General features: G+C 49.4%; 9 protein-coding genes and 3 pseudogenes. 10 read left to right on the top strand and 2 right to left on the bottom strand.

Annotated features, from left to right (window positions below):
- Positions 1–88: 88 nt before the first annotated feature.
- The 7 genes and pseudogenes from AS19_RS14235 to AS19_RS09175 form a co-directional block, all read left to right on the top strand.
- A pseudogene (locus AS19_RS14235) lies at positions 89–388 on the top strand (transposase); the annotation flags it as partial.
- Positions 389–467: 79 nt separating this feature from the next.
- Positions 468–1,661 (top strand): annotated as a pseudogene (locus AS19_RS09200) (IS3 family transposase).
- Positions 1,662–1,698: 37 nt separating this feature from the next.
- Positions 1,699–2,384: pseudogene (locus AS19_RS14230) on the top strand (DDE-type integrase/transposase/recombinase); the annotation flags it as partial.
- A 258-nt stretch (positions 2,385–2,642) separates the two neighbouring features.
- Positions 2,643–6,728, top strand: coding sequence for a non-ribosomal peptide synthetase (locus AS19_RS09190; RefSeq protein ID WP_082116368.1), 4,086 nt, complete (start codon positions 2,643–2,645; stop codon positions 6,726–6,728).
- A 122-nt stretch (positions 6,729–6,850) separates the two neighbouring features.
- Positions 6,851–8,152 carry a glycosyltransferase gene (locus tag AS19_RS09185; RefSeq protein WP_046961982.1) on the top strand — a complete coding sequence of 434 codons (1,302 nt, stop codon included), beginning with the start codon at positions 6,851–6,853 and terminating at the stop codon, positions 8,150–8,152.
- Positions 8,149–8,910: a 4'-phosphopantetheinyl transferase gene (locus AS19_RS09180; protein WP_144412632.1), complete on the top strand. Its 762-nt coding sequence runs from the start codon at positions 8,149–8,151 to the stop codon at positions 8,908–8,910. The genes AS19_RS09185 and AS19_RS09180 overlap by 4 nt, the downstream gene beginning before the upstream one ends.
- 706 nt (positions 8,911–9,616) lie before the next feature.
- Positions 9,617–9,841 (top strand): hypothetical protein, encoded by a 225-nt coding sequence (locus tag AS19_RS09175; protein WP_035461017.1) that lies wholly within the window; start codon positions 9,617–9,619, stop codon positions 9,839–9,841.
- A 171-nt stretch (positions 9,842–10,012) separates the two neighbouring features.
- Here the strand turns inward: AS19_RS09175 and AS19_RS09165 are convergent, their stop codons facing one another.
- On the bottom strand, positions 10,013–10,201 hold the full coding sequence (locus AS19_RS09165) for a hypothetical protein (protein WP_035461018.1): 189 nt from the start codon (positions 10,199–10,201) through the stop codon (positions 10,013–10,015).
- Positions 10,201–10,761: a PadR family transcriptional regulator gene (locus AS19_RS09160; RefSeq protein ID WP_011589061.1), complete on the bottom strand. Its 561-nt coding sequence runs from the start codon at positions 10,759–10,761 to the stop codon at positions 10,201–10,203. Before AS19_RS09160 ends, AS19_RS09165 begins: the two co-directional genes overlap by 1 nt.
- Before the next feature lie 683 nt (positions 10,762–11,444).
- Here AS19_RS09160 and AS19_RS09155 point away from each other — a divergent pair.
- The 3 genes from AS19_RS09155 (at position 11,445) to AS19_RS09145 (ending at position 13,374) form a co-directional block, all read left to right on the top strand.
- Positions 11,445–11,912 carry a YbjN domain-containing protein gene (locus AS19_RS09155; protein WP_046961981.1) on the top strand — a complete coding sequence of 156 codons (468 nt, stop codon included), beginning with the start codon at positions 11,445–11,447 and terminating at the stop codon, positions 11,910–11,912.
- Positions 11,913–11,962: 50 nt separating this feature from the next.
- On the top strand, positions 11,963–12,628 hold the full coding sequence (locus AS19_RS09150) for a 2OG-Fe(II) oxygenase (RefSeq protein WP_046961980.1): 666 nt from the start codon (positions 11,963–11,965) through the stop codon (positions 12,626–12,628).
- A 296-nt stretch (positions 12,629–12,924) separates the two neighbouring features.
- On the top strand, positions 12,925–13,374 hold the full coding sequence (locus AS19_RS09145; protein WP_011589058.1) for an Hsp20 family protein: 450 nt from the start codon (positions 12,925–12,927) through the stop codon (positions 13,372–13,374).
- Positions 13,375–13,514: the final 140 nt, after the last annotated feature.

Genomic DNA, 13,514 nt, shown 5'->3' with positions numbered 1-13,514 from the left:
ATCTCTGATTGATATCGGCATAATCCCCCAGGAATTAGCAGGAGCCAAAATTAGAGTATTCTCGTGCTCTATGCGCAGAAGGTTTTGCATTAAACGATCAAAATTTACTGACAACCAAGTCATGGCTATTCTCAAGCAAACCGAAGGCGGTGTTCCGGTACCTGAGCTGTGCCGGGAATAGCTGAGCAGTGCTAAATTTACAAGTAGCGCAGCAAATACGGTGGCACGGATGCCTCAATAATGGCTAGCCTGAAGGAGCTTGAAGATAGAGAATCGGCGGCTGAAAAAGATGTACGCTGAGGAGCGCCTCAAGTCTGAGCTACGTAAGGAAGCCGTCGAAAAAAGTGATAAGCCCTGCCAAAGGCGCGAGCTTTCTAAAGCAGCGGTTGGTTAACAGGGCGTCAGTATGCGGGTGTGTAGTTCCCCCGCTTTAGTGGACACCTTCTCTTAATCAGAGGAGGTGGCATATGCCCCGATACAACAATCCGAGAAAGACTTGGCGGTATTCGACAGACTTTAAAGTAAAGGCCGTTGAGCTTAGCTGTCAGGAAGGCATTCAGGTTCAGCAAGTGGCGGCTGGGTTGGATATCCACCCGATGATGCTTTCGAGGTGGCGCAAGGAATACCGTGAAGGAAAGATCAAGCCAGATGGCCGAAAGCGTGTTGGTGTGATGAAAGAAAAGAAAGCTCCCTCCGGCGAGGAGTTGAAAGAGCTCGATAAGCTCAAACGGGAAAACACCCGCTTGCAGAAGGAAAATGACCTTCTAAAAAAGTGGCAACGGTATCTGTCGGATCGACATCAGAGCGATTTGGATTCATCCAGGAACACGGACGAAGACTAGGCGTCAGGTACCTGTGCAATTGGTTGGGTGTGTCGAGGAGTGGCTACTATGCGTGGTGCAAACGCAAGGAGCCGCCACGAGCCCGAGAAGATAGATGCTTGCTGAAGAAAGTGCGCCGGATCCATGGGGATTGCCGGGGCGTCTATGGCAGCCCGAGAGTGCATCAGGCCTTGCGTCACGAAGGCGTCCGGATTGGCCCGTAAGCGTGTTGAGAGGCTGATGAGGGAGGCTTCGCTGGTGGGGCGTGTGGCAAAGCTGTACCGCAGGGTGCCGGGGGTGGAGCGATTCTATCAACGCCACAAGAACCTGCGCCTGAATAGGCCCGCTCCAACCGGGGTAAATCAGCAGTGGGTAGCGGATCTCACTTATATCAAGGTTAACCGGCAATGGCAGTACCTGGCGGTCGTGTTGGATGTCTATTCGAGGAAGGTGATTGGCTGGTCGCTGGGGGACAGGAAGACAGCTAATCTGACTCTGAGGGCCTTGCGCCATGCTTTACGGGTGCGAATGCCGTGTTCCGGTCTAATATTCCATACGGATCGTGGAGTGGAGTATGGCGCGTACTTGATCCAGAACGAGCTAGGTAGGCACGGCATCAGACCCAGTATGAATCGGCCTAAACACTGCACGGACAATGCGCATATGGAATCGTTCTTGCATAGTATGAAAGCTGAAGTGATCCATGGCGTATCGTTTAAGGATGAGCAAGAGTTGCGAGCGGTTCTGAGTGGCTACATCAACCAGTTTTATAACCAGAAAAGGTTACACTCTGGCATTGGCTACGTGGCCCCGGCAGAATACGAGAGAATGGCAGCGTGAAATGAAGCGTGTCTATTTTGTCGGGGGAAGATTAGTGGCCTGCGAGGCCTATAGTATGAGTGAACGCGGTTACCGTTATCAGGCCAGATTCAGCGACGAAAATGCCGCCATCGTCGATTGGCTGCTGCGGTTAACTCGCAACCAGCGCAACAGGAACTTCGGTCTATGTTTCTTGTACTTGCGCAACGTGAAGGGTTTTCCATGGAATCACAAGCGGGTGTACCGCATTTGCCGAGAGCTGGAGCTTAACCTTCGAATCAAGCCTAAGAAGCGGCTCAAGCGTGAGAAACTTGAGGAACTGTCGGTACCGGCTGAGCATCACCGAGACGTGGTCGGCGAACTTCATGCATGACCAGTTGGGCTATGGCCGCAGTTACCGGTTGCTCAACGTGACCGATGAATGTAATCGATAAGGCCAGAGTATAGAGGTGGATTTCTCCTTGTCCGCTGAGGGGGTTATCAGAACACGGGATCGGCTGATTGAATGCCGAGGTAAGCTCAAGCGATTGCGTGGCGACAATGGGTGGGAATATCTCCGTGGTGTACTCGCAGCCTAGACTGATAAGAATGGCATCACACTGTCATTTATTCAGCCAGGTAAGCCGCTACAGTTTCCACTCAATTATTGATATTCAGGATTGTGCAACTCAGTGGCGATGGCTTTACAACCATGAATGGAAAATATGGCCCTTGGCCCATACCTCTACTTTTAGCTCCAGTTAAAATGGGAGGTTATTACATTTGAATGAAATTCGAACGAATTAAAGAGGCGGTTCTGGCCAAAAAGTACGGACGTTAAAAAATAAAAAAAAAGCGGCTAAAGAACGCAGAAGATTTAATCGAAGATTCAGAAATATATTGAATTATAAAACCCCACCGGATTTAATGAGAGAGCATACCAAGGTCATTGCCACTTAAAGGGTGGTGTGCTTCTGATTTGAATCTGCGATTGAAAATACTCAGCTATCGAGACCAACGTCAATGAAAAAACGTATAGCCGCTCAATCAAGCTCAACGGTAGCGCTTGTTAATTCATCAAATGGTTCATTACGGGGCACCCAGCCTGAAGACAAGTTCAATGAGCAACAGGATTGCACAAACCTTGGTGGATCTATCTCGCCGGAAATCAAATCCCTCCCTTTGGCCAGCGCACAGCGTGGTTTATGGTTTGGTGAGCAAATTGGGCCTAAAGATGCGGTATATAATATAGCGGAATATTGTGAAATTCTTGGTGAAATTAAAGTCGATATTTTCATTGCCGCGCTTAAGCAAATTACCCAAGAGGCTGAGACTACTCGAGTCGAGATTCACGACACAGCAGACGGTCCTAAGCAAATTATTCTAGATCGCTATAAAGGCGAGTTTCCGGTGATAGACTTGAGCGGGGCCACTGATCCTAGGTCTGAAGCAGAGAAATGGATGATGGATGAGCTCCATCGGCCTGTTGATCATGCCTGTGACCCGCTGTGGTTTTGCGCACTCTTTAAAATTAGTGAGCAGTGTTATTTTTGGTATCAACGTAGCCATCACCTAGTGCTTGATGGTTTTAGTGCCGGCATTATTTCACGGCGATGCGCCGAGATTTATAATGCTTTACTTGAGCATCGAGACATTGGTCCTAGTCCATTTCTACCTTTGCGCATTCAGCATGAGCAAGAGCAGCGCTACCGTGAGTCTGCACGGTATGAGCGTGATCGTAATTACTGGATAAATCAACTTAGCGGATTACCCGATCCGGTGTCGCTTACCCGACACAATGCAGTGCGCGCGGGGGGAATGCGCAGGAGCACCGCTCAGTTATCTATAGACACTAGCAATACACTGCGTAATTTAGGAAAAGACACTAAGGCGAGTTTGCCTCAGATACTAATTGGTTTGTTTTCGGCCTATATATATCGGATGACAGGCGCAGATGATTTGGTATTTGGTATGCCCGTATCTGCTCGCCCCAATCGTGATATGCGCAGTATTCCGAGCATGATGGCCAATGCAGTATCGATTCGTTTGGCGATGAATGCTGAGCTCAATTTAAGCACTTTAACAGCGCAAGTATCTAAAGCTGTCAGGCAGGCTTTGCGACATCAGATGTTTCGCTATGAGGATTTGCGCCGTGAGCTAGGCTTGCTAGGCCAAGGACAGCAAATTTCTTGGGTCGGCGTGAATATAGAGCCCTTCGATTATGACCTGCGATTTGGCGGTCATCAGTGCCTCGCCCATAATATTTCCAACGGCACCGTCGAAGATTTAACGGTGTTTATCTATGATCGTGGTGCTCATGCGGGCTTGCGTATTGATTTGGATGCTAACCCCGCCCTGTATTCTCAACATGATTTAGATACTCACAGAGACCGTTTTGTGCGGCTAATTAGTTCGGTTGTTAACGATCCTAGCGCACCAATCGGAAACATAAGCCTGTTGTCTGAATTTGAAAGAAAATGCATCTTAGATGACTGGAATAAAACTGAGAAGCCATTACCAGACACTAATTTGCTGGCGCTATTTGATAGCCAAGCGATAAAAACGCCGGATTCGATAGCTCTTACAAGTGGTGACAAAAAACTCACTTACCAGCAACTACAGAGTGAAGTCGTTAGGTTAAGCCACGCCTTAATCCAGCGTGGCATTGGCAGCGGCGACATTGTTGCAGTTGCTCTTCCCCGCGATGAATCTATGCCAATCGCTCTTCTCGCCATAATGAGAACTGGTGCCGCCTATTTGCCGTTAGATCCGACGGCGCCTGCAGAGCGCTTGGCATTGGTATTGGGTGAGGGTAAGCCTACGCTGATCTTATCTGCGTCGTCTATTAGCCGTGCATTATTTAAAGACGATGTCGCTGTACTTAATTTAGATACTGTCGATACTGGCTTAGCTGAAACAAGTATTAACCCTGCACCTATTCACGGCAACACCAGTGCCTATGTTATATATACATCTGGATCAACTGGGCGCCCTAAAGGGGTTGAAATCAGCCACCGGGCGTTATTGAATTTTTTGTTAGCTATGCAGGATGAACTGCAAGTTCATGCCAATGATAAATTATTAGCTTTAACGACCGTCGCATTTGATATTGCCGCGCTTGAATTATATTTGCCATTGATCAGTGGTGCTGAGGTGGTGATCGCAAGTCGCGAGATTGCAAAAGATCCCGAAAAGCTTGCAGCGCTTATTGCCGATGAAAAAATTAACCTAATGCAGGCGACACCTTCCCACTGGCAAGCATTATTGGCAGATTATGCCGATCAAATTAGCAATGTACGGCCCTTGGTGGGGGGGGAAGCATTGCCTGCGCAACTCGCCCATAAAATGCGCAAATTAGGCCATCCTATTATTAATCTCTATGGCCCAACTGAAACTACGATTTGGTCTACCATCATGAAGTTAGATGGCGACGATTTAGACGCGCCGCCGATTGGTCGTCCGATCCAAAACACGACAGTATATGTGTTAGATCAAGAGATGCAGCCAGTGCCCTTAGGAGCGATTGGGGAACTGTATATTGGCGGTGTTGGTTTAGCAAAAGGCTATTTACATCGGCCTGAACTTACCGCAGAGCGTTTTATCGAAAACCCCTTTGGGGCTGGTCGCTTATATAAAACCGGTGATTTAGTTCGTTGGCGCGCAGACGGTGTATTAGATTATTTGGGCCGTAATGATTTTCAAATTAAAATCCGTGGTTTTCGTATAGAAGCTGAAGATGTAGAATCAAATATCCAACGTTGCGAGGGTGTAAAACAAGCCGTTGTCACCCTTCGCGAAAATCCGGACGGCGAGAAAAGGTTAGTCGCGCACTTTGTTCCCTGCAGGCTCGACACCGGAGAGAGCGCAATAGTTGATACTGCAGTGTTGCGTAAGCGCTTAGCGCAAAGCTTACCTGATTATATGATTCCATCGGTGTTTATGTGTGTCGATACCTTGCCCACCAACGTTAATGGCAAGTTAGATCGAAACGCCCTGCCGGAGCCGACCTGGCAAGCCTCTCTTGGTTATGTCGCACCTCGTACAACGCTAGAAACACAGCTCGCGGCTTTATGGTGTGAGATTTTTGGGCGTGAACGAATCGGTATTCACGATAGCTTTTTTGACCTAGGCGGCGACTCTCTAACAGCTGCAAGAATGGTATCGCGTTTACGTGAGTTGCTTACTCAGGATATTCCTCTCGCCGCCATCTTTGAAGCCAGCACAATCGCAGAACTCGCTGCGCAATTAGAACATCATCAATCTGTTGACCCCTTGGACATGATGTTACCGCTTAAATCCTCTGGCACCGCAAGCCCGCTGTTTTGTATCCATCCGGTAATTGGTTTAAGTTGGAGCTACAGCGGTTTAACCCGCTATCTCGATAAAGAACAACAGCTTTATGGTGTGCAAGCCCGAGGTTTAGCCACCGAACCCCAACAACATGGGGCTGCAGGTTTAGGTTTACCTACAAGCATCACAGAAATGGCTGGCGAATATATTGAACAACTGCGACGCGTGCAGCCAGCAGGGCCGTATAAACTATTGGGCTGGTCCTTAGGTGGATTAGTGGCACATGAAATCGCACGACTCCTAGAGGCTGAAGGCGAGGAAATAGGTTATTTAGCAGTGTTGGATTCCTACCCTTATGTGCAGCAGCCAGCGCAGTTAGCAGACGAAGCACAATTAGTACAAAGTGCATTGACTTTTATGGGTTTGGCCTCGGACTCTTTGCCTCAAGGCGAAGAAAGTATGGCCAATTTAAGCGATTTGTTGTGCCGCGAATATGATATTCACAACCTCCCTTTTGTGAAAGAAATGCAGCAAAGTAATGGCAATATTATAGAGAGCGTTAGGCTGATTATCGAAAATAATCTTGTTATTTCCCGCCAGTTCACGCCAGGGAAAATCAAAGCTGCAATGCTGTTTATTGCCGCAACTGAAACAGTAGAAACTGACATGGTCGATGTACTGCACAACAGCGCTGATATTTGGCAAGAGTATGTTGGCAAACTCACGATTCATCACGTGGACTGCCATCACCAAGATATGTTCGACGCACCTGCGCTAACGAAAACCGGCCCCTTAATCGCTGACTCACTTATGCCATAAAATGTGGCGTACAAATGAACTACCGTGAAACCTCAGTACAAGGTGTCAAGTGCGAGGCACTTATTAGCGCTGTAAAAGAGCAGTAATTATGCTTAAACATCACTACCATATTTAGGCTGTTAATGAATATTACCATCTTTAGTATCGGCACTCAGGGTGACGTTAGGCCCTTTATCGCTCTGGGTTTAGGATTGCAGGCTGCGGGCCATAAGGTCTGTATCGCCAGTGGTAAAACCTGTAAGGACTTGGTTATAAATCACGGCCTGAGATATGCGCCCTTGACCGCAGATTTCTTTGAACTTATGGCTAAAGATCCGCGTGCTATTCAACGCGGCCTGAATCCCTTGGCCTTAATGAACACCGCGCGCAAGCATCTTAAGGATATGGGTCGACACTGGGCTGAAGAAGGGTTGGCCGCCGCTAAAGATGCTGATTTACTGTTAGGCAATGGCATGATGGCGGTGCTAGCGAACTCTCTGGGCGAAGCACTGAATATCCCGACGGTAGAAACGCATTTGCAGCCAGTAACCCCTTGCCCTGACATTCCGCCGATGATGCTGACACCACCGAGCAAACCACGTAACGGCAGGGTTAACGAATGGCTTTACCACCTTTTGCGAGTCATTACATGGCGTATGCTAAGTGCAGCTTACAGTCCAGTGCGTAAAGCCCTTCAACTGCCGGCACTACCTTGGTATGGCCCGTATTATCAACAAAAGATAGAAGACCGCAGGATTCTTTACGGCTACAGTCCCGCCTTACTTCCACGATCACGCCACTGGCCCGCGGGTGTGCAAGTGACAGGAAATTGGTTTTTAAACGGTGAATCACAGTGGCAGCCATCAGCGGAGTTAGAGCAGTTTCTCGCTACTGGCGACAAACCAATATATATCGGCTTTGGCAGTATGCTAAGTGACGACACCGATAATCTTAGTGCCCTCATCTATGAAGCCGTTGCAGAAAGTGGACGCAGAGCAATTATTGCGACGGGATGGGGGGGGCTTAAAGCAAAGTTCAATAATAATCCTAATATTTTAGTTATTGAGGCTGCGCCGCATGACTGGCTATTTCCCAAGGTTTGTGTCGCGGTTCATCATGGCGGTGCGGGTACCACGGCCGCAACCATTCGCGCGGGCATTCCTTCGGTGGTTATTCCATTTTTTGGTGATCAACCGTTCTGGGCTTGGCGACTTGAGCAAAATGGTGTGGCGCCCAAAATGATTAAACGCAAAGACCTCACCGCTGAGAAATTAGTCGCCGCCATCAACATGGCTTGTGTACCTGAGATGCAAAACGCCGCCGCTAAAATGGCAGTAAAAGTGGCCGAGGAAAATGGCGTTCAATGTGCGATAGATCTATTGACACAATGGGGCTTACTCGATTCTTCCGACCTCAATGCCAACACGTTATCGGCTGATAATTGAGCGCTATCCACGCAAGTTACGGCGACGTGATTAAGCCATTAACACAGGGGCTATCGAATTTTTTTACTGCTGGTAAAACCGTTACACTCAGCGGTTTTACCGGCACCTGCTATCACTGCCGCTTTGACGCCGCGCATTACCATGATGCCCTCTTTGCACGTTACAAAACTCCCCTTCCCGCCACGCTAAGCAATGCGACAGCCTCACGCAAAGCCGAATTTCTTGCTGGACGCATTGCAGCACATAATGCTTTTATTCAATTAGATTTAAGGCCAGAGATTATTGGCATTGGTTTGCGGCGTGAGCCGCAGTGGCCGCCGACAGTGTTGGGTTCAATCAGTCATCATGGAGACAGTGCATTCTGTATGATGATGCCTCGTCCTGCTCAGGCACCGCTTGTTTCTCCTGGAATTGATGTCGAAAAAGTGATTTCAGCAGACGATCGAGCCCTCTTGAGCCCAAGTATTCTCAGTCATGAGGACTTAGAGTTTATTCACGGAAACTTTGTAAATATAGAATATGGTTTTACAGTGGTATTCTCAGCAAAGGAGGCCCTGTTTAAAGCACTGCACCCAGCGGTGGGGCGATATTTTGATTTCCTAGATGTAAAAATATCGTCAATTCATACTGAGCGTTGTGAGCTAGAACTTCGCCTAGTAACTAATTTGTCCGCGCAGCTTTTAAACGCCCATACCGTCACCGTATATTGGAGGAGGGAGATAAATACCGTCATTAGCTGGGTGCTCCCTAGCCATTGAGGGTTGTAGTGGCATAGCGAATTTGGCCACCTGTTTTTAAGTGCATGATCTCTCACAGAGAAAGTCATGTGGATATGATGACGGAGAAAAGAACTTTTAGCCCGGAGTTTCGTTTGGAGACGGCGGAGCTTGTGGTCGACCAGGGCTACACTTTGAACGCGGTTGCGATGCTATGGGGGTCGGCAAGTCCACGATGGAATATTGGGTGCGTAAACTGTGGGCTGAGCGCGCAGGCGAATGAAGGAGCTTGGGCTGGTCAACACTCAACCGTCGAGTCACGTCTACAAGAAGGCCGATCAGTCGCACGTGGATATTTCCAATCTGTTCGACTGTGAGTTCGATGTAAGAGCGCCCAACAAGGCCTAGGTAGGGGATATTATCTATATCTGGACGGGAGCCCGCTGAGCTTATCTGGCGGTCGTCATCGAGCAGTTCCCTCGTAAACCGGTGGGCAGGGTCTTGTCGTTCTTCCCGAACACCGACATGGTAGAAAAGGCGTTGATGCTGGCGTATGAATCTCGCGGCTGTTCACCCAAAGACGTTCTGTTTCACTCGGATTAAGGTTGCTAGTACACCAGCCTGGGGTTCCGGCAGTTGCTTTGACGTTACCGGATGACGCAGAGCCTCAGTCGACAAGGTAATTGCTGGGACAATGCCTCGACAGAGCGCTTCTTCAGGAGACTGAAAACGGAATGGATGCCTGAGATTGGCTACCCCCAATGTTGCGGCAGTGAAGCAATCTGTGACCGGCTATATGCTCGATTACTACAGCAGTCTCAGACCACACAAGCATGCCGATGAACTAGCGCTGAATGTGGCGGAAAAGAGCTACAGCAATGCTCAAAAGTCGGTGGCCAAAAACACTTCACCACTACAGTGGAGATTCGGGCTGTGCTTTATGTATTTACGCAACGTGAAAGGCTACTCCTAAAATCATAAGCGCGTATATCGGCGACCCAGTGGCTGTGGCAATACAATAACGAACGGCCGAATTCAGTCATCGGCGGAGTACCCCCGACCCAGCTACTACCGGTGGGCTAACCTTCTACTCATGGGGGCGGTTAAAAAAGGGGGCGCGGATTACAATGCTGAAAGAGTAATCCTAGACGCCGTGGCGCGGCGTGAACGTGTAATCGTTCGGCCGCTCGGCGCGTAGTAATGCCGGGTCCGCCTGCAATTCATGCTGCAGTAGAATACTGGCATCCAGAAATGGAGAGCAGCGCAACAGAGCGGGAGCGTGTACTAGCCAGCCCAGTTGGCGGGCGAGCGTCTCTGTTGCACTATGGGGCATTACACCGATGTGGGTACGGAGGAAGCCTGCTCTTCGCGCTTTTCCAGGGCGCTACGGACTTCGTCGGCCCAGCGTAGCCAAGTTTGTTGGTCCAGAATGCCACGGCGCAGGGTTAGGTAAGTGAACAGGTCACGGTCCTGATGGGTGTCATTCAGTTTAGCGGCCAAGGCTTCAAAGGTGTTCAGTCGCTCACGCCGTAGATCCGTCTGGTCGTCTAGCTCTCGAATGATGGTGGCGCTGTCGGACATGCTTCCGCCAGCAATCTTCACCATAAAAGCGTCACGAACTCGAGGTGGAGCTGCGGGTTTACGAAGCCAACGAGTCAACTCGTCACGCCCTTCATCCGTGATCCGGTATAGTTTTTTGTCTGGTTTGCCATCTTGGGGAATATGGCGATATTTCACCATGCTTTGATCGTTGAGCTTACCCAGCTCAAGATAGATCTGCTGGTGGGTGGCGTTCCATACTAGCCCGATACTGTTGGCAAATTCGCGAGCGAGGTCGTAACCGCTGGCTTCCTGATCTTGTAATAGGACAAGTATGGCATGGCGCAAAGACACGGCTCACTCCTCGTTTTTTTATGATGTCTTACCCGTTTGATAGTAGAGAGCTGTGTAGTTGCTGCGCAATCTGTTGAATAAGGAGTTTTGTAAAAACTTGATGAGGTTACTCTACAGGCTTCAGCAAATGTAAGTATTTGTTATAAAAATAGATGCATCTTGTAGGTCGTATGGCGGATAAAGGAAAACGATGTTGTATTTCTATATCCGCCTTAATGTAACGTTATTCAAGCGAGAGCTTGGCGGATGCATATTCGTCAGCAGCCTAATGTTGCGTTAGATCTATCTCGGGGCGTTACGGTCGATACTAGATAAGATGTTTTACTGGTAATATTGTCGAAGGGTGCCATCTTTTTAGGTTATTTTAATCGAAGCTTTATTGGGTTTTTATCCGTAGAAATTATGAGGACCTCAATCTGCTTGGACTCCTCGGGTGTTTGCGGCCTTTACATACTCGCTGAATAACGGCTTTGGTCGCTGGTGCAGGTTGTCACTGGAGTATAAGGCTAACGGTGGCGTTGTTTTTTTCAGTCAATGAGCCAAGGACAGTCGTCATATCCGCTAAAGTGCAGGGGTGAATGACTTGAAGTGGTGTTTCGATGGCTGTTTATTTTTCTTGGCGAATGGCAGATGATTCGCGACCGTCAAGAGGCTTGCAAATCAGTAAGCCTGAGGAGAATGTCATGTTAGGCGTCGTGAACGCGGATGCTGACCAAGTTAAACGCTGGTTGCAGCAGGCCAATATTCAGCACTATATCTGTGAGCACTGTCATGCCCTGCACTTGTCCGAACTACAGGAACGGGAAGGGGTGGTGGACGCGCGCCTGTTCGTAGAAGAAGACGGGATTCTGTTGACCAGTGAATTGGAAGTGCGCCCTGCGGCTTTATTTGCGGTGCAGGCGGAGCTGGGCCGGCTGAACATGGCTTACCCCTCGGTGAAGGTGTTTTTGGATGTGAATGATGATTCCCTGCCACGCCTTGTGGTCTGCGACTTGTTGTTGGGCCGCAATGGGGTGACCTTTGAGCAGTTTATTTATTTTGTCCAAGCGACGGTGGATGCTACGTTGCAACTGCTTGATGAAAGCCAGGAATCTGATTGGTTGCTGTGGCCGGATGACTTTGAATCCGGCGCCAGTGGCGCGCTGCATTAACATTGCCGCCGGGTCCCGGCGTTTGCGCATACGCTAAGAGGGCACGGACGGTGCACGATAATGCGGATTTGTTGGGTGGTGTGGGCGGTAGCCTTTTAGACGGCCTGATTGATGGTTTGGTTAGGCGTGGCTATGCGGTGGCGCCAAATTATTTTTCTGCTGCTTTGGTGCGGGCTCTTCGTGAAGAAGCGCGCTACAAAGATCAGCATGGTGAATTTCGTCTTGCCGGCATTGGTCGTCGCCAAGAACATCAGAAGGACACCCGGGTACGCAGCGACCGTACCTGCTGGTTAAAAGGTGATTCGCTGGCTCAGTGTCAATTGTTTGAAGGGCTGGAAAGTCTGCGTTTGGCTGTGAATCGTGAGTTGTTCATGGGGTTATTTGAGTTGGAGTCTCATTTTGCCATCTATGGGCCGGGGGATTTTTATCAGCGACATGTAGATGCCTTTAATGGCAATAACGGCCGGCTTTTGTCGGTGGTGCTGTATCTCAATGAAGGTTGGCAAAGTCAGTGGGGGGGGCGTTTGCGTATCTGGCCCAAAGCGAATGCTAACCGCGTAGCCACGGAAGTGGAGCCTCGGGCAGGGACGCTGGTAGCGTTCCTAAGTGAGAACATTCCCCACGAAGTCCTGGCAGCTACTCGAGAACGTTACAGTATCGCTGGGTGGTTCCGTTGCAATAACACCACGGCCGACAGGCTCGACCCAGCACGTTGATAGCGTGATGTTTTTGCCGCCTCGACACCCATTTTGGCCATCGGGCCTGATTCACTATTATAACAATGCCAGAGACACTGTTTTGGTTTCTCAGCGTTGCTTGCCAAAAAAACATCCAACCCCTTGAAAGCGGCTCCCTGAGCCCCATTTTCTTATTCAGTGACAACTGGCCGGTTGGAGTAATGCAGACAGTCTTAGTGACTGCTTTTGACTCCTTGTCACATCAACCATTTTTAAACCGTTTTCCAGCGGATGCCTGCGGGGTCTGCTGGTGAGATTGGAATGAGGATAGTGTGATGAATACCGGATTTTCCCTTGCCCCATTGTTTCGCCATTCTGTTGGCTTTGATCGTTTCGATGAATTGCTGGACGCGGCGTTGCGTGCGGACCAGTCCAATGGTTACCCGCCGTACGATATTATCCGTGAAAGCGATGGCCGCTACCGTATTGTTATGGCGATGGCAGGCTTTGCGCGCAATGACCTGGATATCACCGTGCAAGAAAATGAACTTCGCATTCGCGGTAACTTGAAAACGGAAGACGATAGCGAACGTACTTGGCTGCATCGTGGTATTGCCCGCCGGGCTTTTGAGCGGACGTTCAAGCTGGCTGACCACGTGGAAGTGGAAGCGGCTGGGTTAGAAGATGGCTTGCTGACCGTGACCTTGACCCGCGTGGTGCCAGAAGAGAAAAAGCCCCGTGTGATCCCGGTTGAGGGCGCGTCGCCACCTGCGAAAAGTAATTAATCAGCCATATTGTCGACGCAAATTTGTGACACGGCAAGGGGCTCTAAGGAGCCCCTTCTTTATTGAATGTGGGTAACCATATGATGGTTTAGGTGCGTAATGGCTGGGTGGCTTGCGCGGCCTCTCGTCCATAAACCGTC

It is taken from the genome of Alcanivorax sp. NBRC 101098 (assembly GCF_001010505.1).
Lineage (GTDB): Bacteria > Pseudomonadota > Gammaproteobacteria > Pseudomonadales > Alcanivoracaceae > Alcanivorax > Alcanivorax borkumensis.
The sequence above is the reverse complement of the archived record's forward strand: the minus strand, read 5'-3'. Positions and strand labels throughout refer to the sequence as shown.